Annotated in this window: 23 protein-coding genes; all 23 read left to right on the plus strand. The window is 37.4% G+C overall.

All coding sequences use genetic code 11. The features are described from left to right. Positions 1 to 21: 21 nt before the first annotated feature. The 23 genes from hrcA (at position 22) to HRG09_RS01220 (ending at position 20,766) form a co-directional block, all read left to right on the plus strand. The gene (hrcA, locus tag HRG09_RS01110) at positions 22 to 1,053 is read left to right on the plus strand and encodes a heat-inducible transcriptional repressor HrcA (protein WP_174098958.1); all 1,032 of its coding nucleotides are present in this window, start codon (positions 22 to 24) and stop codon (positions 1,051 to 1,053) included. A gap of 110 nt (positions 1,054 to 1,163) precedes the next feature. Continuing rightward, positions 1,164 to 1,733: a nucleotide exchange factor GrpE gene (gene grpE / locus HRG09_RS01115; protein WP_174098959.1), complete on the plus strand. Its 570-nt coding sequence runs from the start codon at positions 1,164 to 1,166 to the stop codon at positions 1,731 to 1,733. 26 nt (positions 1,734 to 1,759) lie between these two features. Then, a complete protein-coding gene (dnaK, locus tag HRG09_RS01120; protein WP_174098960.1) occupies positions 1,760 to 3,595 on the plus strand; it encodes a chaperone protein DnaK in 1,836 nt (611 codons plus the stop codon). A 224-nt stretch (positions 3,596 to 3,819) separates the two neighbouring features. Beyond that, positions 3,820 to 4,932, plus strand: coding sequence for a chaperone protein DnaJ (gene dnaJ, locus HRG09_RS01125; protein WP_001042031.1), 1,113 nt, complete (start codon positions 3,820 to 3,822; stop codon positions 4,930 to 4,932). Positions 4,933 to 4,960: 28 nt separating this feature from the next. After that, positions 4,961 to 5,899, plus strand: coding sequence for a 50S ribosomal protein L11 methyltransferase (gene prmA, locus HRG09_RS01130; protein WP_174098961.1), 939 nt, complete (start codon positions 4,961 to 4,963; stop codon positions 5,897 to 5,899). Positions 5,900 to 6,044: 145 nt separating this feature from the next. Beyond that, positions 6,045 to 6,794, plus strand: a complete 750-nt coding sequence (locus HRG09_RS01135; protein ID WP_174098962.1) for a 16S rRNA (uracil(1498)-N(3))-methyltransferase — start codon at positions 6,045 to 6,047, stop codon at positions 6,792 to 6,794. A 6-nt stretch (positions 6,795 to 6,800) separates the two neighbouring features. Beyond that, complete coding sequence (gene mtaB / locus HRG09_RS01140) at positions 6,801 to 8,153, plus strand: tRNA (N(6)-L-threonylcarbamoyladenosine(37)-C(2))-methylthiotransferase MtaB (protein WP_174098963.1); 1,353 nt, start codon at positions 6,801 to 6,803, stop codon at positions 8,151 to 8,153. A 143-nt stretch (positions 8,154 to 8,296) separates the two neighbouring features. Continuing rightward, entirely contained in the window at positions 8,297 to 8,962 is a 666-nt protein-coding gene (gene deoC, locus HRG09_RS01145) for a deoxyribose-phosphate aldolase (protein WP_174098964.1), read from the plus strand. A gap of 435 nt (positions 8,963 to 9,397) precedes the next feature. Continuing rightward, on the plus strand, positions 9,398 to 9,571 hold the full coding sequence (gene rpsU / locus HRG09_RS01150; protein ID WP_000048061.1) for a 30S ribosomal protein S21: 174 nt from the start codon (positions 9,398 to 9,400) through the stop codon (positions 9,569 to 9,571). A gap of 15 nt (positions 9,572 to 9,586) precedes the next feature. Further along, positions 9,587 to 10,030 carry a GatB/YqeY domain-containing protein gene (locus tag HRG09_RS01155; protein WP_174098965.1) on the plus strand — a complete coding sequence of 148 codons (444 nt, stop codon included), beginning with the start codon at positions 9,587 to 9,589 and terminating at the stop codon, positions 10,028 to 10,030. 106 nt (positions 10,031 to 10,136) lie between these two features. Further along, positions 10,137 to 10,430 (plus strand): sporulation protein YqfC, encoded by a 294-nt coding sequence (gene yqfC, locus HRG09_RS01160; RefSeq protein WP_002057789.1) that lies wholly within the window; start codon positions 10,137 to 10,139, stop codon positions 10,428 to 10,430. Positions 10,431 to 10,566: 136 nt separating this feature from the next. Further along, positions 10,567 to 11,766, plus strand: a complete 1,200-nt coding sequence (yqfD, locus tag HRG09_RS01165) for a sporulation protein YqfD (RefSeq protein WP_174098966.1) — start codon at positions 10,567 to 10,569, stop codon at positions 11,764 to 11,766. Between the two features lie 3 nt (positions 11,767 to 11,769). Next, complete coding sequence (locus HRG09_RS01170; RefSeq protein ID WP_174098967.1) at positions 11,770 to 12,729, plus strand: PhoH family protein; 960 nt, start codon at positions 11,770 to 11,772, stop codon at positions 12,727 to 12,729. 198 nt (positions 12,730 to 12,927) lie between these two features. Then, a complete protein-coding gene (locus HRG09_RS01175; RefSeq protein WP_174098968.1) occupies positions 12,928 to 15,072 on the plus strand; it encodes an HD family phosphohydrolase in 2,145 nt (714 codons plus the stop codon). After that, entirely contained in the window at positions 15,069 to 15,539 is a 471-nt protein-coding gene (ybeY, locus tag HRG09_RS01180) for an rRNA maturation RNase YbeY (RefSeq protein ID WP_174098969.1), read from the plus strand. Before HRG09_RS01175 ends, ybeY begins: the two co-directional genes overlap by 4 nt. Then, positions 15,536 to 15,889 (plus strand): diacylglycerol kinase family protein, encoded by a 354-nt coding sequence (locus HRG09_RS01185; RefSeq protein ID WP_174098970.1) that lies wholly within the window; start codon positions 15,536 to 15,538, stop codon positions 15,887 to 15,889. Before ybeY ends, HRG09_RS01185 begins: the two co-directional genes overlap by 4 nt. A gap of 103 nt (positions 15,890 to 15,992) precedes the next feature. Beyond that, entirely contained in the window at positions 15,993 to 16,391 is a 399-nt protein-coding gene (locus tag HRG09_RS01190; protein WP_174098971.1) for a cytidine deaminase, read from the plus strand. Continuing rightward, positions 16,384 to 17,289, plus strand: a complete 906-nt coding sequence (era, locus tag HRG09_RS01195) for a GTPase Era (protein ID WP_018765845.1) — start codon at positions 16,384 to 16,386, stop codon at positions 17,287 to 17,289. The genes HRG09_RS01190 and era overlap by 8 nt, the downstream gene beginning before the upstream one ends. 110 nt (positions 17,290 to 17,399) lie before the next feature. Then, positions 17,400 to 17,543 (plus strand): YqzL family protein, encoded by a 144-nt coding sequence (locus HRG09_RS01200; protein ID WP_000883924.1) that lies wholly within the window; start codon positions 17,400 to 17,402, stop codon positions 17,541 to 17,543. Positions 17,544 to 17,576: 33 nt separating this feature from the next. Beyond that, a complete protein-coding gene (gene recO / locus HRG09_RS01205) occupies positions 17,577 to 18,323 on the plus strand; it encodes a DNA repair protein RecO (RefSeq protein ID WP_174098972.1) in 747 nt (248 codons plus the stop codon). A 107-nt stretch (positions 18,324 to 18,430) separates the two neighbouring features. Further along, positions 18,431 to 19,063, plus strand: coding sequence for a transcriptional regulator CcpN (gene ccpN, locus HRG09_RS01210; RefSeq protein WP_174099302.1), 633 nt, complete (start codon positions 18,431 to 18,433; stop codon positions 19,061 to 19,063). Between the two features lie 29 nt (positions 19,064 to 19,092). Then, entirely contained in the window at positions 19,093 to 19,905 is an 813-nt protein-coding gene (locus HRG09_RS01215; RefSeq protein ID WP_174098973.1) for a pyruvate, water dikinase regulatory protein, read from the plus strand. 402 nt (positions 19,906 to 20,307) lie between these two features. Further along, entirely contained in the window at positions 20,308 to 20,766 is a 459-nt protein-coding gene (locus HRG09_RS01220) for a YaiI/YqxD family protein (RefSeq protein WP_174098974.1), read from the plus strand. Positions 20,767 to 20,794: the final 28 nt, after the last annotated feature.

Below are 20,794 nucleotides of genomic sequence, written 5' to 3' on the forward strand. Positions count from 1 at the left end.
GCTAACAGAGGTGATGATGAGATGCTTACGGAACGTCAGCTCTTAATTTTACAAACAATTATTGATGACTTTATTGGATCAGCACAGCCTGTTGGGTCAAGAACGTTAGCTAAAAAAGATGAAATTACGTTTAGTTCAGCTACCATTCGAAATGAAATGGCTGATTTAGAGGAACTAGGATTTATTGAAAAAACGCACAGTTCTTCTGGACGGGTTCCGTCAGAAAAAGGATATCGATTTTACGTAGATCATCTTTTAGCACCACAAAATTTACCCAATGAGGAGATTGTACAGATTAAGGATTTATTTGCTGAAAGAATTTTTGAAGCAGAAAAGGTTGCCCAGCAATCAGCTCAAATTTTATCAGAACTCACAAATTATACGGCGATAGTTCTTGGGCCGAAAGTGGGTACAAATAAGCTTAAAAATGTACAAATTGTTCCGCTTGATCATCAAACAGCAGTCGCGATTATTGTAACGGATACAGGGCATGTACAAAGTAAAACGATTACCGTTCCGGAATCTGTTGATTTATCAGATTTAGAAAAGATGGTTAATATTTTAAATGAAAAGCTATCTGGTGTACCGATGGCAGAATTACACAATAAAATTTTAAAAGAGATTGTGACAGTTCTACGTGGCTACGTCCATAATTATGATAGTGCAATAAAAATACTAGATGGTACATTTCAAGTGCCTTTATTGGAAAAGATATACTTTGGCGGAAAAGCTAATATGCTTTCGCAGCCGGAGTTTCACGATATTCAAAAGGTACGCTCCTTGCTGACTATGATCGATAATGAAGCCGCATTTTATGATATTTTGCGTCATAAACAAGTCGGTATTCAAGTGGAAATCGGTCGAGAAAATTCTGCGACTGCTATGGAAGATTGTAGCTTAATTTCTGCAACATATTCCATTGGAGAAGAACAGCTTGGAACAATTGCAATCCTAGGCCCAACGAGAATGCAATATTCTCGTGTAATTAGTTTGTTACAATTGTTTACAAGACAATTTACAGATGGTTTAAACGGAGTGTATAAATCAAAATAATAAATTCGCTCGAGTAATGAATAGGATCATTGCTGGTGTGTAACATAAAATTTATGCTTGGATGCTCATGCCTAGCGTGAGCTCTAGTTCCTTTTAAGGAGGTGAAAGTTGTGGAAGAGCGTAACGAACAAGTAGTTGAAGAAGCGAAAGAAGCGCAAACTGAAGAAACTATTACAGCAGAAAATAATGAAGAAACTGTAGTAGAAGAAAAAAGTGAAGCGGCTCTTTTACAAGAAAAAGTAGACGAATTGCAAGCGAAACTGACGGAAACGGAAAGTCAAAAGCTACGTCTACAAGCTGATTTTGAAAATCATAAGCGCCGTGTTCAAATGGATAAACAGGCTGCTGAAAAATATAGAGCACAAAGTCTTGTTTCAGATATTTTGCCGGCTCTTGATAACTTTGAAAGAGCGATGCAAGTAGAAGCAACTGACGAGCAAATGAAGTCCTTATTACAAGGTATGGAAATGGTGTATCGTCAATTGTTAGAAGCGTTGACGAAAGAAGGTGTTGAAGCGATTGAAGCTGTTGGTAAACAGTTTGATCCTCATGAACACCAAGCTGTTATGCAAGTAGAAGACAGCGAGTTTGAATCAAATGCGGTTGTGGAAGAATTCCAAAAAGGTTATAAACTAAAAGACCGTGTGATTCGCCCATCAATGGTAAAAGTAAATCAATAATTTACATAAAAGTAGGAGGATTCGCCATGAGTAAAATTATCGGTATTGACTTAGGTACAACAAACTCTTGTGTAGCTGTTATGGAAGGTGGAGAACCAAAGGTTATCCCAAATCCAGAAGGAAACCGTACAACACCTTCTGTTGTAGCTTTCAAAAATGAAGAGCGTCAAGTAGGGGAAGTTGCAAAACGTCAAGCAATTACAAACCCAAATACAATTATGTCTGTTAAACGCCATATGGGTACAGACTACAAAGTAGAAGTTGAGGGTAAAGATTACACACCTCAAGAGATTTCTGCAATCATCTTACAAAACTTAAAAGCTTCTGCTGAAGCGTACTTAGGTGAAACAGTAACGAAAGCTGTTATTACAGTTCCAGCATACTTCAACGATGCAGAGCGCCAAGCAACAAAAGACGCTGGTCGCATTGCTGGTTTAGAAGTAGAACGTATTATTAACGAACCAACGGCAGCAGCACTTGCTTACGGTTTAGAAAAACAAGATGAAGAACAAAAAATTCTAGTATACGACTTAGGTGGCGGTACATTTGACGTATCTATCCTTGAGTTAGCAGACGGAACATTTGAAGTTATTTCAACTGCTGGTGACAACCGTCTTGGTGGAGATGACTTTGATCAAGTTATCATCGATCATTTAGTAGCTGAATTCAAAAAAGAAAACAACATTGATTTAAGCCAAGATAAAATGGCGCTTCAACGTCTGAAAGATGCAGCTGAAAAAGCGAAAAAAGATCTTTCTGGTGTAACACAAACACAAATTTCATTACCATTCATTAGTGCTGGAGCTGCGGGTCCATTACACTTAGAATTAAATTTAACAAGAGCAAAATTCGAAGAGCTTTCAGCAGGTCTTGTTGAAAGAACATTAGAGCCAACTCGTCGTGCATTAAAAGACGCTGGTTTTGCTCCAAGTGAATTAGATAAAGTTATCCTTGTTGGTGGTTCTACTCGTATCCCAGCTGTACAAGAAGCAATTAAACGTGAAACTGGTAAAGAGCCATATAAAGGTGTAAACCCTGATGAAGTTGTAGCGTTAGGTGCTGCAGTTCAAGGTGGTGTACTTACTGGTGATGTAGAAGGCGTTCTATTATTAGATGTAACTCCACTTTCCTTAGGTATTGAAACTATGGGTGGCGTATTCACAAAGTTAATCGAGCGTAACACTACAATTCCAACAAGTAAATCACAAGTATTCTCAACAGCTGCTGATAACCAGCCTGCAGTAGACATTCACGTATTACAAGGTGAGCGTCCAATGTCAGCTGATAACAAAACACTAGGTCGTTTCCAATTAACAGACCTTCCGCCAGCACCACGTGGTATTCCACAAATCGAAGTAACATTCGATATCGATGCGAACGGTATTGTTAATGTACGTGCGAAAGACTTAGGAACAAGCAAAGAGCAAGCTATTACAATCCAATCTTCTTCAGGTCTTTCTGATGAAGAAGTAAATCGTATGGTACAAGAAGCAGAAGCAAATGCTGACGCTGACCAAAAACGTAAGGAAGAAGTTGAACTTCGCAATGAAGCTGACCAACTTGTATTCCAAACAGACAAAGTTGTAAAAGATTTAGAAGGTAAAGTAGATGCGGCTGAAGTAGCGAAAGCAACAGAAGCAAAAGAAGCATTACAAGCGGCAATCGAGAAAAACGAACTTGATGAAATCCGTGCGAAAAAAGATGCTCTTCAAGAAATCGTACAACAATTAACTGTTAAACTATATGAGCAAGCTCAAGCGGCTGCAGGGCAAGCGGAAGGTGCACAAGGAGCACAAGACGCTGGCGCGAAAAAAGACAATGTAGTTGATGCTGAGTTTGAAGAAGTAAAAGAAGACAAGTAATACAGTAAAATATAATAAGTAAGATGACAAAAAGTCAAAGTCAAGCGTGCCTTGGCTTTGGCTTTTTTCACGAATAAGAAAAAGTGGTTATTTGTACTAAGACATTCTTGAGAAGGTCTTAAGTTTTAGGCTTTGCATATTGTAAGTGAGGAAACTTTGTTGCAAAGCACTTTCTTTCGGTGTTAAAATTACGTTTATGTGAAAGATTCGGGGGTTACAAATTTATGAATAAACGAGACTATTATGAGGTGCTTGGACTTAGCAAGGGCGCTTCTAAAGATGAAATTAAAAAAGCTTATCGTCGTTTGGCTAAAAAGTACCATCCAGACGTAAGTAAAGAAGAAAATGCAATTGAAAAGTTTAAAGAAGTACAAGAAGCATATGAAGTATTAAGTGACGATCAAAAACGTGCGCAGTACGATCAGTTTGGTCATGCAGATCCAAATCAAGGTTTTGGCGGCTTCGGCGGTGGGGACTTTGGTGGTGGATTCGGATTTGAAGACATCTTTAGCTCATTCTTTGGTGGAGGTGGCGGTAGACGCCGTGATCCAAATGCGCCGCGCCAAGGTGCTGACTTGCAATATCAAGTTACTTTAGACTTTGAAGAGGCGATTTTTGGTAAGGAATTAAATGTTGAAATTCCAGTAGAAGACCCTTGTGATACATGTCATGGCAGTGGGGCAAAACCAGGAACTTCAAAAGAAACATGTAAACATTGTTCAGGAACAGGTCAAGTGAGTGTAGAACAAAATACGCCATTTGGTCGTATTGTAAATCGTCAAGCGTGTAAACATTGTTCAGGAACTGGCCAAATGATTAAAGAGAAATGTACAACATGTCACGGCTCTGGAAAAGTGCGTAAACGTAAAAAAATTAACGTTAAAATTCCAGCAGGTATCGATAATGGCCAACAAATCCGTGTGTCTGGTAAAGGTGAAGCGGGTGTGAACGGTGGCCCGGCTGGGGACTTATATGTTGTTGTTCATGTGAGAAATCATGAATTCTTCGAGCGTGATGGGGATCATATTATTTGTGAAATGCCATTAACATTCGCGCAAGTAGCACTTGGTGCTGAAGTAGAAGTTCCAACTGTTCATGGAAAAGTGAAATTAAAAATTCCAGCAGGAACACAAACTGGAACAGAATTCCGCTTAAAAGGAAAAGGGGCTCCAAATGTACGCGGATATGGTCAAGGTGATCAATACGTAGTCGTTCGTGTTGTTGTACCGACGAAATTAACATCGCATCAAAAAGAATTATTGCGTGAATTTGCGGGACAAGAAGATCAAGATGATAGCTTATTCGGAAAGCTTAAACGAGCTTTCAAAGGGGAATAATGGAAATAAAAAATGGAGTTGGTAAATTGTGAAATGGTCAGAAATTAGTATTCATACAACAGAGGAAGCAGTAGAAGCTGTCTCTCATATTTTACACGAAGCAGGTGCTAGCGGCGTAGCGATTGAAGATCCGGCAGAATTAACAAAAGAGCGTGAGCAACAGTATGGTGAAATTTATGCACTCAATCCATCTGAATATCCAGAGGATGGCGTGTTAATAAAAGCATACTTCCCGCAAACGGATTCTTTACATGAAACAGTTGCAAGTGTAAAATCATCTATTGATGTACTTCCATCTTTCGACATCGAAATTGGTACAGGAAATATTACGATTAATGAAGTCGATGAAGAAGATTGGGCGACTGCTTGGAAGAAATATTATCATCCAGTTCAAATTTCTGATACATTCACAATTGTGCCAACATGGGAAGAATATACACCTGCTTCTCCAAAGGAAAAAATTATCGAGTTAGATCCAGGTATGGCGTTTGGTACAGGGACACATCCAACAACAACGATGTGTATTCGTGCGCTAGAAAAAACGGTTCAGCCAGGTAATACAGTCATTGATGTTGGAACAGGTTCTGGTGTATTAAGTATTGCTGCAGCAAAATTAGGTGCGTTATCTGTTCAGGCATATGACCTAGATCCAGTTGCGGTTGAAAGTGCAGAGATGAATGTTCGTTTAAATAAAACGGACGATGTTGTATCTGTAGGACAAAATAGTTTGTTAGAAGGTATTGAAGGTCCGGTAGATTTGATTGTAGCAAATTTACTTGCGGAAATAATTCTTTTATTCCCTGAAGATGCGGCGCGAGTTGTAAAACAGGGTGGGCTATTTATTACATCTGGTATTATTGCAGCAAAAGAAAAAACAATTTCTGAAGCTCTAGAAAAATCTGGATTTACAATTGAAGAAGTGTTAAGAATGGAAGATTGGGTAGCAATCATTGCACGAAATGCGTAATATATAATTTATGATTATAATGAATGGAGAAGTCTCTCGCTATAAAGGTGAGGGACTTGCCGTTTGTTATATTAAAATGATAACGTTTCGTTCTTTTCGTAAGTGCGGACTTACGAAAGGAACGAAACTTTGCTAAGGTGATGAGATGCAACGTTATTTTGTAGAAGAGAAGTATGTAAATGATGCAAGTATTCGTATTATAGGTGATGATGTGCATCATATCGCAAGAGTGATGCGTATGTCAGCTGGTGACCACATTTATTGCTGTGTAAACGGTAAAACAGCAATGTGTACAATTGCTGAAATTACCAGTGAATTTGTGGATAGTACTATTGTAGAATGGGTAGAGGCGTCAAGCGAACTGCCAGTGTTTGTGACGATTGCAAGTGGACTGCCAAAAGGAGACAAGCTAGAGTTAATTTTTCAAAAAGGAACTGAGCTTGGAGCAGCCGCGTTTTTACCATTTCAAGCATCTCGTTCTATCGTAAAATGGGATGCGAAAAAAGCAGATAAAAAAGTTGAGCGTTTGAAAAAAATTGTGAAAGAAGCGGCGGAACAATCACATAGAAGTGAGATTCCAGATGTGCATGCTCCGGCATCATTTAAACAATTGCTTGCGATGAGCGGTGATTATGATATTTGTCTTGTGGCGTATGAAGAGGAAGCAAAACAAGGTGAAAAAGCTAATTTTGCGAAGGCTTTAACGGCACTTGAACGAGGTCAAAAACTGTTGATTGTATTTGGCCCAGAAGGTGGTTTGTCTGAGGAAGAAATTTCTGCGCTTCGTGAACATAAATTTGTACCATGTAGTTTAGGACCGAGGATTTTACGAACAGAAACAGCGCCGCTTTATGCGTTAAGTGCTGCTTCTTATCATTTTGAATTGATGGAGTGATGATCAATGGCAACTGTTGCGTTCCATACGTTAGGTTGTAAAGTAAACCACTATGAAACAGAAGCGATTTGGCAATTGTTTAAACAAGGTGGTTATGATAGAACTGAATATGAAAAGAAAGCTGATGTGTATGTAATCAATACATGTACAGTAACAAATACTGGAGATAAAAAAAGCCGCCAAGTTATTCGACGTGCTGTACGTCAAAATCCAGACGCTGTTATTTGTGTAACTGGATGTTATGCACAAACGTCTCCAGCAGAAATCATGGCGATCCCAGGTGTGGATATCGTTGTGGGTACGCAAGATCGTGAGAAAATGCTAGGGTATATCGAAGAGTTCCGTAAAGAACGTCAGCCGATTAATGCTGTCCGTAACATTATGAAAACGCGTGTATATGAAGAGTTAGATGTACCATACTTCACTGACCGTACACGTGCATCTTTAAAAATACAAGAAGGTTGCAATAACTTCTGCACGTTCTGTATTATTCCTTGGGCACGTGGTTTAATGCGCTCTCGTAATGGAAAAGAAGTTATTCATCAAGCGCAGCAATTAGTGGATGCAGGTTATAAAGAAATCGTCTTAACTGGTATTCATACGGGTGGGTACGGTGAAGACATGAAGGATTATAACTTAGCTGGATTACTTCGCGACATGGAAGCTGAAGTAAATGGTTTAAAACGTCTTCGTATTTCTTCCATTGAAGCGAGCCAAATTTCAGATGAAGTAATTGAAGTATTAGATAAATCTGAAGTAGTTGTGCGCCACTTGCACATTCCGCTGCAATCAGGATCTAACACTGTATTAAAACGTATGCGCCGTAAATATACGATGGAATTTTTCCAAGAGCGCTTAGATCGTTTGAAAGAAGCACTGCCAGGTCTTGCGATTACATCAGACGTAATTGTTGGTTTCCCGGGTGAAACGGAAGAAGAATTTATGGAAACATACAATTTCATTAAAGAAAACCGTTTCTCTGAACTGCACGTTTTCCCTTATTCAAAACGAACAGGTACACCTGCAGCTCGTATGGATGATCAAATTCCTGAAGATGTGAAAAATGATCGTGTTCATCGTTTAATTGAATTGTCGAATCAGTTAGCGAAAGAATATGCTTCTCAATTTGAAGGAGAAGTTCTTGAAATTATTCCAGAAGAGCCTTTCAAAGACGGAGATCGTGAAGGATTATACGTAGGTTATACAGATAACTACTTAAAAGTTGTGTTTGAAGGATCTGAAGAATTAATTGGAAAACTAGTAAAAGTGAAAATTACAAAAGCTGGTTACCCATATAACGAAGCACAATTTGTTCGTGTTCTTGAAGAGGATGTAAAAAAAGAATCAGCAAGTGCGTAATATGAAAGCATGCAAACGAAAAGGTTTGCATGCTTTTTTGTTTGGGGGATAAGTTAAGATATGAAGTTGTAATATTTCATACTATAATGCTAACCGTTATATTTGTCAGACAACCGTGTAGTGAAGAAAGGGGCATATGAAAAATGAACTATGCAAAATTAATTGACCATACATTATTAAAACCAGATACAAAAAAAGAAGCGATTGTTACATTATGTGAAGAAGCAAAGAAACATGACTTCGCATCTGTATGTGTAAATCCTACCTGGGTTGAAACAGCTGCTGACTTATTAAAGGGTACAGATGTAAAAGTTTGTACAGTAATCGGATTTCCACTTGGGGCAAGTACACCAGAAACAAAAGCGTTTGAAACAACAGATGCAATTGCGAAAGGTGCGACAGAAGTTGATATGGTAATTAACATTGGTGCACTAAAAGATAAAAATGATGAATTAGTAGAGCGTGATGTTCGTGCGGTTGTAGAAGCTGCCAAAGGGAAAGCGCTTGTGAAAATTATTATTGAAACATGTCTATTAACAGAAGAAGAAAAAGTTCGAGCTTGTGAATTATCTGTAAAAGCAGGCGTAGACTTCGTAAAAACATCAACTGGATTCTCAACGGGAGGAGCAACAGTAGAAGATGTAGCGTTAATGAGAAAAACAGTCGGACCAGAAGTCGGCGTAAAAGCTTCAGGTGGTGTTCGTAACGGACAAGACATGGATGCAATGGTAGAAGCGGGAGCGACGCGTATCGGTACAAGTGCAGGCGTAGCCCTAGTAAGTGGAAAAACAGCAACAACTGATTATTGATATAAAAGTGGAAGTGCCCTGTTTAGACTCGAATGGCAAATGTTCTTTCGTACAGAGCCGACTGTTTAGTCCTGTCGGTTAAGGTTCTTTCACGCAGAAGGCGCTTTTTGTTTTCTTGTGCGGAAGGTTATTTGCCGCAAGGGTCTGGGCATTGGAGTACTAGGTAGAGAGTGTTTTTGCCTCGACCAAGGGGTAAAGTGTTCGGTATTCTTTTATGAATTTATCCGTTTAACAAGTAAAAAAATAATAGTTGTAACATGTAATTTAAATAGATTTTGGAAAAAGGAAGAGCATCTACTCTTCTTTTATTCTGTCAAATAGTTGACCTGAAGTGACAAAATGTATTATAATCGTAAAAGACATGCTGAAGAAGTGTTTCTTTTTGCATGCTGAAGTTAGTATGTAAGTGTGATGTTTCGGAGGGAGGGAAAGAGAATGTCAAAAACAGTCGTTCGTAAAAACGAGTCTTTGGAGGATGCACTTCGCCGTTTTAAAAGATCGGTTTCTAAAACTGGTACACTTGCTGAAGCAAGAAAGCGCGAGTTTTATGAAAAACCAAGTGTAAAACGTAAGAAGAAATCTGAAGCGGCAAGAAAGCGTAAATTCTAAGAGAGGGTGTAAGTTATGAGTCTTCTCGGTCGTTTAAACGATGATATGAAACAAGCGATGAAGAATAAACAAAAAGAAAAATTAACCGTCATTCGTATGGTTAAGGCTGCTTTGCAAAATGAAGGTATTAAACTGCAACATACTCTTACTGAAGAAGAGGAATTAACAGTTTTAGCTCGTGAAGTAAAACAGCATAAGGACTCCCTCCTTGAATTTAAAAAAGCTGGTCGTGATGACCTTGTTGATAAACTGCAAAGAGAAATTCAGATTTTAAGCACGTATTTGCCGGAGCAATTAACAGAGGAAGAGCTTGCGAACGTAATTAAGCAAGTGATTGCTGATGTTGGTGCTGCTTCTAAAGCGGATATGGGTAAGGTGATGAGTGCTGTTATGCCGAAAGTAAAAGGTAAAGCAGACGGGTCACAAGTGAATAAGCTGGTTGCACAGCTATTAGCATAAAAAAGCGTCTCATGGGAAATGAGACGCTTTTTTATGCTTTTTTCTGTTTGGACGTGATATTACAAGCCCTTTTTTCATACATATGGGATGAGAGGGGGTCTTGGAGATGAAGAAATTGTTACAAATGAAAAATTGGCTAACAAAGCAGATAGACCTTCCAGTGGATGTACTAATGGATCTACCTCGTATTACCCTTGTCGGGCAAGTACATATTTATATAGAAAATCATCGAGGGTTATTAGTATTTACGGATAAAGAGGTGCGGTTGTTATTAAAACATGGTCAATTATTAATCAAAGGGCAATCATTTGTTATTAAAACAATTCTTCCAGAAGAACTTTTACTTGAAGGAATCATTGAACAAGTAACATTTTTAGAAAATGAGAAAAAAGAAACATGAAGTGAAACTTCCATAAGTGAAGTTTTCTTCTTATTTCGTTTCGTACGAGCTATTTGAAGGATAAAAGGTGAAGAAAGCACTGATTAGAATAGTGACGTAACACCTGTGCTTTTTGAGAAAGGTAGTGGGGCGGACGATGAAAAATCAATGGTTTACACGGTGGGTTGGATATGTGAAAGTTCGAATCGAAGGTAGAGGAGTGGAACGCTTTATTAATGAGTGTGTCCGTAGAAATTTGCTTGTATGGGATGTTAAAAAGATTACAGAAGATACATTAGTATTTTGTATGTTGCTTCGCGATGTGAAGCGGTTGAGACCAATCTATCGAAAAAATGAATGCAAGCTATATTTTATTGGACGTTTCGGTTTTCCGTTTTGGAATAAGCGTTTGCTCAAAAACAGTGGCTTTCTAATTGGATTTCTTATCTTTTTTTTCGGCATGATTGCTTTATCCAATATGGTTTGGAAAATTGAGATTACAGGAGCGAAACCAGAAACGGAATATATTTTGATGAAAGAATTGGACAAAATGGGGATTAAAAAAGGAAGGCTGCAATTTCAAATGCCGAGCGTCGAGGATGTTCAGCGACATTTAACAGATAATATTAATGCAATTACGTGGGCTGGTTTGGAAATAAAGGGGACAACATACCGTTTTAAAATTGTTGAAAAAAATGAGCCAGAGAAAGAGCAAGAGCGAAAACCACAAAATTTAATTGCAAAAAAAGAAGCGATAATAAAACAAACATTTGTGGAAACTGGGAAGCCGGTTGTAATGAAAAACGATTATGTGCAAAAGGGACAACTTCTTGTGTCAGGGATGTTTGGAAAGGAAGATAATCCAACAATTGTTTCTGCTAAAGGAATTGTATATGGAGAAACATGGTATAAATCTGAGGTGAATGTTCCATTAAATACTCGATTTCAAGTATACACAGGAAATTCGTATAATGAACATTTTCTGCGATTTGGAAGTGTTAAAATAAAAATATGGGGATTTCAACATGATAAATATAAACGCTCTCGTACTGAAAGTGTGAAGCATGATGTGAAATTGTTTGGATTTACATTACCAATTGCTTATGAAAAAGAAATTGTCCGAGAAGAAGAAGAGGCGAATCGTGAATATACAGAAAAGCAAGCAATGAAAGTTGCAAAAGAAATGGCCGAAAAAGAACTGAAGAAAAAATTGGATGAACATGCTATGATTATAAGTGATGAGATTTTGCGTAAAGAGGTTGAGGTGGGGCATCTAAAAGTCACATTACATTATACGGTGATTGAAAATATTGCAGAACCACAACCAATATCTGAATCCGATATTCAAGGAGACTGAGTAATGGCAGAACAATTAGTAGAAATGAACCAACAATTGGAAAATCATAACGAAGCAATTGCTCTTTTTGGAGTAAATGATGCTCATTTAAAAGTAATTGAAAGAGAACTTGGTGTATCAATTGTAACTAGAGGAGAAGCTGTTCGTGTATCTGGAACGGATGAAGCTGTAGCGCTCGTAGAAAAAATCTTACAGCAATTACTTGCTGTTATTCGCAAAGGTGTATCGATCTCTGAACGAGATGTTGCATATGCAATTCAGCTTGGTCGTCAAGGGAAAATAGCTCATTTTGAAGAGTTATATGAAGAGGAAATTTTTAAAACAGCAAAAGGGAAATCAATTCGTGTGAAGACAATGGGCCAAAGGCAATATATTCATGCGCTAAAGAAGAACGATATTGTGTTTGGAATAGGGCCTGCAGGTACAGGAAAGACTTATTTAGCTGTGGTAATGGCTGTGCGAGCTTTAAAACAAGGGTATGTAAAAAAGATTATTTTAACAAGACCAGCTGTAGAAGCGGGTGAAAGTCTGGGCTTTTTACCAGGGGACCTAAAAGAGAAAGTAGACCCTTATTTACGTCCTTTATATGATGCGCTTCATGATATTCTTGGACAAGAATATACGCAACGTATGATGGAGAGAGGGACGATTGAAATTGCGCCTCTTGCGTATATGAGAGGGCGAACGCTGGATGATTCTTTCGTTATTTTAGATGAAGCACAAAATACAACGGGTGCTCAAATTAAAATGTTTTTAACTCGCCTCGGTTTTAGTTCAAAAATGGTTGTCACAGGTGATCCGTCGCAAGTTGACTTACCGAAGGGTGTGAAATCAGGACTTTCAGTTGCTGCGCATGTTTTATCAGGTGTATCGGGGATTTCGTTTGTTAAATTAGACCAATCTGACGTTGTAAGACACCCACTTGTGCAGCGGATTATCGAGGCATATGATAAAATGGAATGATCCTATTTATAAGGATCATTTCTTTTTGTATGATAGAGGTAGATGAAAGGGTTGGCGAATAGCCTGTTTTTTACTATCATTAGAGGATGGACAAGTAGATTTATGTATTTGTGAGTGTGAATCATTAGTAGAGCTGAAGAAAACTCTCGATTGATTCTAGTTTCACTTTATGTCTGGAGAGGAGAAGGTATTGAAATCATGTCAAGATCTCAAGAAATTTCTAGGTGGTTTCGTAACATACAACATTCGAAAAAATTAAGCTGGATTTCTTATATTTTATTAGGAGCGGTACTGTTTTTTGCACTTATGAACAATGTGAAACCAGAGCAACTAGATGTTAAAATGCTATCTATTTCTAAACAAACAATCCACTCTCCTATCAAAATCGAAGATAAAGTAACAACTGATAAGAAGAAGAGGGAAGCTGCTCAAAAGGTTGAAGACCAATATACATATCGAAGTGAATATAAACAAAATAAAGTGGAAATTGTAAACTCTGTCTTTGAGGCGATAAAAGAAGTGGAAGCTGAGACGAAGGCTGCTGATCCTGATGAACAGAAAAAGGTTTCTGCTGCGGAACGATTAGAAAAGCTAAAAAAGAAATTGCCTACTGACTTAACAAAAAGCTTATCTGATTCTGTGTTGCTACAGCTTGTAAATGCTGAACCAGATCAATTGACGTTGGCAAGAGATGCTGTGGTAACAGCAATCAATAATATTATGAGCACGCACATTAAAATGAATGAAGAGAATGATGCGAAAGAGCGATTTGTCAATGAAATACGTAATGTGAATGTGAATAGCGATTTAAAAGAAGCGCTTAATACGCTTGGAAAATATGCGATTGAAGCGAACTATTTCTACGATTCAGTTGCTACAAAAGAACAAAAACAAAAGGCGATGGATGCAGTAGCAACAGTGTATATTTTGCAGGGGCAAATTCTTGTTAAAGAAGGAGACACAATTACAAGAGAAATATACGATCAGTTGAAATTAGTCGGACTTCTTGAACAAGGAAATACATTCCAGCCGTTTGTAGGATTGGCCATCTTTATCGGTGTACTGTTGTTTTTTATGCATAAACAATTTGAAACGTTTTTGAAATTGAAAAGAGAAGAAAAACCATATATTTTAGCCTATACTACAATTGTGGCGATTACAGTTGTTTTAATGAAAATCATTAGTTTATTCCAAAAGCTAGAATATGCTGGTATTGCATATATTGTCCCGGTCGCAATGGGGACTATTCTTGTAAAGTTAATGATTGGTGATCGTTTTGTTTTTATTACGAGTATGATTTTTTCTGTATGCGGTAGTATTTTGTTTAACGAAGGTGTAACGAGTACGCTTAATTATAGTGTGGGTATTTACGTTTTATTAAGTTCGTTATCAGTTAGTATCTTTTTGAGAGAAAAAAATCGACGTACAATGATTCTACAAGCAGGTATACTGGTCTCTGTTTTAAATGTAGTTGTACTAGCGGCGTTGTTACTTTTACGTAATGGTAATTTTTCACCGCTTGAAATTGGATCTCAATTACTAATGGCCGCAGCTTCTGGTATTATCTCGTCCATTTTAGCGATGGGAATTTTACCGTATTTAGAAGGAGGTCTTGGAATTGTTTCAAGTATGAAGCTTATGGAACTTTCAAGTCCAAATCATCCGCTCCTTCGTAAAATTTTACTAGAAGCACCGGGAACATATCATCATAGTGTTATGGTTGCTAACCTTTCTGAGGCAGCTTGTGAGGCTGTTGGAGCAAATGGAGTTTTAGCGCGTGTTGCTGCGTATTATCATGATATTGGGAAAACGCTGCAGCCTCATTTCTTTATAGAAAACCAAATGGGAATTGAAAACCCGCATGATAAATTAGATCCTGAAACGAGTAGAGATATTATTATTGCCCATGTGACAAATGGAGTAAAGATGTTGGAAGAACATCATATTCCGCAAGAAATTATTGATATTGCAGGACAGCATCATGGAACGACATTACTTAAATATTTTTACTATAAAGCAATGAAAGAAGATAAAGAGAAATATACAGAAGAAATGTTTCGTTATCCGGGATCAAAAGCGACATCAAAAGAGTCTGCAATTGTTGGGATTGCTGATAGTGTCGAAGCGGCAGTACGTTCTATGAATCATCCAACGCCTGAACAAATTAATAATTTAGTACAAAGTATAATAAAAGATCGTTTGCAGGACGGGCAATTTAGTGAATGTAATTTGACATTTAAAGAATTACAAATTGTTGGGAAAACTTTATGTGAAACGTTAAATGGTATTTTCCATTCTCGTATTAAATATCCGGAACCACCGGAAGAAAAGGTGACAGAATGAGTTTATTAATAGATTTTTTTGATGAAACAGAAGAAGTGAAAGAAGAATACGTGAGTATGATTCGCGATCTTCTAGAGCAAGCTGCGCGAATGGAGAACGTAGAAGACGGAACAGAGCTTTCTGTTACATTTGTTGATAATGAACGTATTCAAGAGATTAATCGTGATTATCGCGATAAAGATCAACCGACAGATGTTATTTCTTTTGCAATGGAGGATATGGGAGAAGGAGAGATGGAAATCGTTGGCGCGGAAATGCCGCGTATGCTAGGTGATCTCATTATTTCTATTCCAAGAGCGAAAGAACAGGCTGAAGAATATGGCCATTCCTTTGATCGTGAGCTAGGGTTTTTAGCGTTACATGGATTCCTGCATTTACTTGGTTATGATCATATGACAGATGAAGATGAAAAAGAAATGTTTGGAAAACAAAAAGAAATTTTAGAGGCATTTGGATTAGGTAGATGAAAAAAGGAAAACTTATAAATAGTTTTGGATATGCTATAGCTGGTGTATACTTTTGTCTTCGTCACGAACGCAATATGAAAATTCATTTTTGGGCCGCAGTTATTGTTATATGCTGCGGCTTTTATTTCCATGTAACGATAACGGAATGGCTCATATTACTCATTACAATTGGAAGTGTAATGAGTTTGGAAATGGTCAATACGGCAGTTGAAAAAACGGTTGATTTAGCCACAGCGGATTTTAAACCATTTGCGAAAATTGCAAAGGATGTTGCTGCAGGTGCAGTGCTATTATTTACTGTTATAGCTGTCATAATTGGTGCTATTATCTTTTTACCTTATATGGTATAGTTGCATTCCAAAGCTTTTATTGTGCTTTGGTAGCGGTAAGAACGCCGTTAATGAAAGTTTCATTTTATCTTTTCACAATTGAAAGCGGAAAGGATGCAAGGGCATGAACAGCAAAGAATTAATTCAAGAAGCAATCGAAGCGCGTAAACAGGCGTATGTACCATATTCTAAGTTTCAAGTAGGCGCAGCATTATTAACGGAAGATGGAAGAGTATACCGTGGATGTAATGTTGAAAATGCATCATATGGATTATGTAATTGTGCAGAAAGAACGGCTTTATTTAAAGCGATTTCTGAAGGAGATAAAACATTTGTAGCGATAGCGGTTGTAGCGGATACAAACCGTCCGGTACCTCCTTGTGGAGCGTGCCGTCAAGTTATGATAGAATTATGTAAACAGGATACGAAAGTATACTTATCAAATTTACATGGTGACATTCAGGAGACGACGGTCGGAGAATTGTTACCAGGAGCATTTTTAGCGGAGGATTTACATGAATAGAAAAGGTTATAAATCAGGCTTTGTCTCTATAATTGGCAGACCGAATGTTGGAAAGTCTACATTTTTAAATCGTATTATCGGTCAAAAAATTGCCATTATGAGCGACAAACCACAAACAACACGTAATAAAATTCAAGGTGTATATACGGAGAATGATTCACAAGTCATCTTTATTGATACGCCAGGAATACATAAGCCAAAGCATAAACTAGGCGATTTTATGGTGAAAATGGCACAAACGACATTAAAAGAAGTGGACATTGTGTTATTTATGGTCAATGCAGCTGAAGGTTTTGGTCGTGGTGAAGAATTTATTATTGAAAAACTACAAGAAACAAAGCAACCAGTATTTTTAGTAATCAATAAGATTGACCAAGTTCACCCGGAACAATTACTGGAATTAATCGATCAATATCGTAAGTTGCATGAGTTTGCAGAAATTGTACCGATTTCTGCTCTGGATGGTAATAATGTTGAGGCGTTAATTGGAGCGATTAAAAAGTATTTACCAGAAGGGCCACAATACTATCCGGACAACCAAGTAACAGATCATCCGGAGAGATTTATTATTGCAGAACTGATTCGTGAAAAGGTGCTTCATTTAACACGTGAGGAAGTACCGCATTCGGTGGCGGTTGTGATTGATGCGATTCAAAAGCGTGAAGGCGGAGCCGTCTATGTAAATGCAACAATTATTGTAGAGCGCCCATCACAAAAAGGAATCATCATCGGGAAACAAGGGAAGATGCTAAAAGAAGTTGGGAAGCGAGCTCGTTTTGATATTGAAGCACTTCTCGGTTCAAAAGTATTCTTAGAAGTATGGGTAAAAGTACAAAAAGATTGGCGTAATAAAATGTCACAGCTTCGCGATCTTGGTTTCCGTGAAGATGAGTATTAATAGAAATTAGGAAAAATTTTTCTCACATGAAAATGGACAAAATGGGTCATTTTAATAACAACAAAAGAAATTGGTTTATATGCTACGCTTACTGAGAAAGGTGGATTCTTATGCTAGATTTTACCTGGAAGTTTTTCTCCAAGACAGGAAGCATTGAGACGTATTTGCTTTTGAAGGAAATGGAAAAAGACGTAAACGATGAGATGGATCAACATGAAGAGGAGCTAGCACACCTAGATTCTCCAATTTCTTGACCCGTTTTGTTCAAACCTTGGATGGTGACGAACATGTTTCAAAAAGTTGAGGGAATTGTTATCCGGACAACTGATTATGGAGAAACGAATAAAATTGTTACGATATTCTCCCGTGAATTTGGGAAAGTAAGTGCAATGGCAAGAGGAGCGAAAAAACCGAAAAGTAGGTTAGCATCTATTTCGCAACTTATGACACATGGGCACTTTCTGATCCAAATGGGGTCTGGACTTGGCACTTTGCAACAAGGTGAAATAATTTCATCTATGAAAGAAATTCGTGAAGATATATTTTTAACTGCTTATGCATCATTTATCGTTGAATTAACTGATAAAGCAACTGAAGATAAGAAACATAATCCGTACTTATTTGAAATGTTATATCAAACGTTACACTATATGTGCGAGGGTGTTGATCCTGAAGTATTGTCATTAATTTATCAAACGAAAATGCTCCCAGTACTCGGGATGCATCCATACTTTGATACATGTGCAATTTGTCACCATGAAGCAGATTTTGTCGCCTTCTCTGTCCGAGAAGGCGGTTTTCTGTGCTCGCGCCATGCAGAGCAAGATCCATACCGCATTCCGGTAGGAGAGGCTGTTCATAAATTGTTACGTCTCTTTTATCATTTTGATTTAGCTCGCCTTGGTAATGTATCTGTTAAGGATGGAACGAAGCGGCAAATGCGTACAGTATTAAATACATATTATGATGAATATTGTGGAATCTATTTGAAATCAAGGCGTTTTCTTGAGCAACTTGATAAATTTCAAATATAACGAGGACCATATACAGGTCCTTTTTACATACTTTCTTTTTCGAAAAGTATATTTAGTATATAATATTTAAGAGATAGTATAACTTTTTTCGTTGTGCATTGAAGGTGGTGATTATCATAGAACTGAATAAACGGCAAGAACATATCATTCAGATTGTAAAAGATCACGGTCCTATTACAGGAGAATCAATTGCGGCACAATTAAATTTAACGCGTGCAACGTTAAGACCTGACTTAGCGATTTTAACGATGGCAGGTTATTTAGAAGCACGTCCACGTGTCGGCTATTTTTATACAGGAAAAACTGGAGGGCAGTTGTTATCAGAAGCTGTTAAGAAAGTTAAGGTTCAAGATTATCAATCTAGGCCGGTCGTAGTTGATAAAAATATTTCCGTATACGATGCGATTTGTACCATGTTCTTAGAAGATGTTGGTACTTTGTTTGTTGTAGAGCAATCGACGCTTCTAGTTGGGGTAGTTTCTCGTAAAGATTTATTACGTGCAAGCTTAGGAAAGCAGGATTTAACATCGCTTCCGGTTAATATTATCATGACAAGGATGCCGAATATCGCAATGTGCCGTAGGGAGGATTCTCTATATGATGTTGCGATGGAATTAATAGAAAGACAGATTGATGCTGTACCAGTTGTGAAAGATACGAAACAAGGACTAGAAGTTGTTGGTCGAATTACAAAAACAAATATTACGCGTGCATTTGTGAATTTAGTAAACAATGAATAAGTGTAATTTGTTTAAAGTGAGGTAATGTAATGGATAATAAAATCGTATATGTCGTATCTGACTCTGTTGGAGAGACGGCTGATTTAGTTGTTCGAGCTGCAATGGGACAGTTTCCATTCGCTCCTGATATTAGACGTGTACCCTATGTGGAAGATGCAGGGACATTAAAAGAAGTAATTTCAATTGCAAAGAGTAATCAAGCACTTATTTGTTTTACATTAGTAAAACCAGAAATGCGTCAATATATGCTAACAGAAGCGGCAAAAGAGGGAGTAGAGGCCTATGATATTATTGGTCCTCTTATCGATCAAATTGAGGAAATCACAGGACAAGTTCCAAGGTATGAACCTGGTGTTGTACGTAGATTAGATGAAGAATATTTTAAAAAGATTGAAGCAATCGAGTTTGCTGTTAAATACGATGACGGTAGAGATGCGCGTGGAATTTTGAAAGCCGATATTATATTGATTGGTGTATCACGTACTTCTAAAACACCACTTTCACAATATTTAGCTCATAATAAACGATTGAAGGTTGCGAATGTACCACTTGTACCAGAAGTGGACCCGCCTGAAGAACTATATCAAGTTGCGAAAGAAAAATGTTTCGGCTTGAAAATTACACCGGATAAGTTAAATCATATTCGAAAAGAACGATTAAAATCACTTGGATTAAGTGATGGAGCGACATATGCAAACATCAATCGTATTAAAGAAGAAATTGATCACTTTGAGAAAGTAGTAAGTAGAATAAATTGTCAAGTTATTGATGTATCAAATAAGGCGATTGAGGAAACAGCAAATATTATTGTAAATGCAGTGCAAAACCAAAAAATGTTTTAGCACATTTACCAAAGGTGAATGTGCTTTTTTCGCTCGAGATAAAGTGAAACTTTAATCAGTATTTTTCATCCCCACTAATTATTAGCTTTTGCCAATCGGGCTTGTACAGCCAGTTTATTTCTCGTCTAATTTTTTTATTCTACTTGGATTTTGAAGTGGAGTACTACTATCTATAAATAGCTGGGTGAAATTTTAAAGGATATGTAGCGAAGTTAGAGAAAATATATTATAATAAAAAATTGTGATAAAAAGGTACATTTTACGTTTAGACTTTAATTTTTCAGAATAAACTAGGGATAGGATTTACGGAAAAGGTATACATTTACGTAAAATCGACAAAAATCCGGACAAGAAAACGCACATTATGGAAGGATTCACAGAAGGGATGTAGAATACAGAAATATGCAAAACATCAGTAAGATTCTAGTTGATGCAGATGCATGTCCTGTGAAGGATGAAATTGTGCGAGTTGGAACAAAATTTCATGTCGAAATTTTGTTTGTCGCATCCTACGCCCATCGTTCGAGAAAACAGCAAGGAAATTGGATATATGTAGATTCTGAGCAAGATGAGGTGGATTTTTATATTTATAAACACGCCAAAGCTTCAGATCTCGTGATCACACAGGATATGGGACTTGCTGGTCTTCTTGTAAAAAAAGGAGTATATGTATTATCTCCAAGAGGTACATTTGTGACTGATGAGCAAATGGATACAATGTTATATAGTAGATATGTATCTGCGAAGTTACGCAGACAAGGGACGTATACAAAAGGTCCAAAATCATTTTCAACGCACGATCGACAATACTTTTTAACAAATTTAGAAAAAATATTGTCGAATTATAAAGGAATCCTTTAATTTGTATCGAATACAAAATACGACACGG

This window comes from Bacillus sp. Xin1 (assembly GCF_013314535.1).
Lineage (GTDB): Bacteria > Bacillota > Bacilli > Bacillales > Bacillaceae_G > Bacillus_A.

Coding starts and splice junctions, on each gene's coding strand:
- hrcA (WP_174098958.1), top strand. CDS start 22: ATGCTTACGGAACGTCAGCTCTTAATTTTACAAACAATTATTGATGAC.
- dnaK (WP_174098960.1), top strand. CDS start 1,760: ATGAGTAAAATTATCGGTATTGACTTAGGTACAACAAACTCTTGTGTA.
- dnaJ (WP_001042031.1), top strand. CDS start 3,820: ATGAATAAACGAGACTATTATGAGGTGCTTGGACTTAGCAAGGGCGCT.
- HRG09_RS01135 (WP_174098962.1), top strand. CDS start 6,045: ATGCAACGTTATTTTGTAGAAGAGAAGTATGTAAATGATGCAAGTATT.
- mtaB (WP_174098963.1), top strand. CDS start 6,801: ATGGCAACTGTTGCGTTCCATACGTTAGGTTGTAAAGTAAACCACTAT.
- deoC (WP_174098964.1), top strand. CDS start 8,297: ATGAACTATGCAAAATTAATTGACCATACATTATTAAAACCAGATACA.
- rpsU (WP_000048061.1), top strand. CDS start 9,398: ATGTCAAAAACAGTCGTTCGTAAAAACGAGTCTTTGGAGGATGCACTT.
- HRG09_RS01155 (WP_174098965.1), top strand. CDS start 9,587: ATGAGTCTTCTCGGTCGTTTAAACGATGATATGAAACAAGCGATGAAG.
- yqfC (WP_002057789.1), top strand. CDS start 10,137: ATGAAGAAATTGTTACAAATGAAAAATTGGCTAACAAAGCAGATAGAC.
- yqfD (WP_174098966.1), top strand. CDS start 10,567: ATGAAAAATCAATGGTTTACACGGTGGGTTGGATATGTGAAAGTTCGA.
- HRG09_RS01170 (WP_174098967.1), top strand. CDS start 11,770: ATGGCAGAACAATTAGTAGAAATGAACCAACAATTGGAAAATCATAAC.
- HRG09_RS01175 (WP_174098968.1), top strand. CDS start 12,928: ATGTCAAGATCTCAAGAAATTTCTAGGTGGTTTCGTAACATACAACAT.
- ybeY (WP_174098969.1), top strand. CDS start 15,069: ATGAGTTTATTAATAGATTTTTTTGATGAAACAGAAGAAGTGAAAGAA.
- HRG09_RS01185 (WP_174098970.1), top strand. CDS start 15,536: ATGAAAAAAGGAAAACTTATAAATAGTTTTGGATATGCTATAGCTGGT.
- HRG09_RS01190 (WP_174098971.1), top strand. CDS start 15,993: ATGAACAGCAAAGAATTAATTCAAGAAGCAATCGAAGCGCGTAAACAG.
- era (WP_018765845.1), top strand. CDS start 16,384: ATGAATAGAAAAGGTTATAAATCAGGCTTTGTCTCTATAATTGGCAGA.
- HRG09_RS01200 (WP_000883924.1), top strand. CDS start 17,400: ATGCTAGATTTTACCTGGAAGTTTTTCTCCAAGACAGGAAGCATTGAG.
- recO (WP_174098972.1), top strand. CDS start 17,577: ATGTTTCAAAAAGTTGAGGGAATTGTTATCCGGACAACTGATTATGGA.
- HRG09_RS01215 (WP_174098973.1), top strand. CDS start 19,093: ATGGATAATAAAATCGTATATGTCGTATCTGACTCTGTTGGAGAGACG.
- HRG09_RS01220 (WP_174098974.1), top strand. CDS start 20,308: ATGCAAAACATCAGTAAGATTCTAGTTGATGCAGATGCATGTCCTGTG.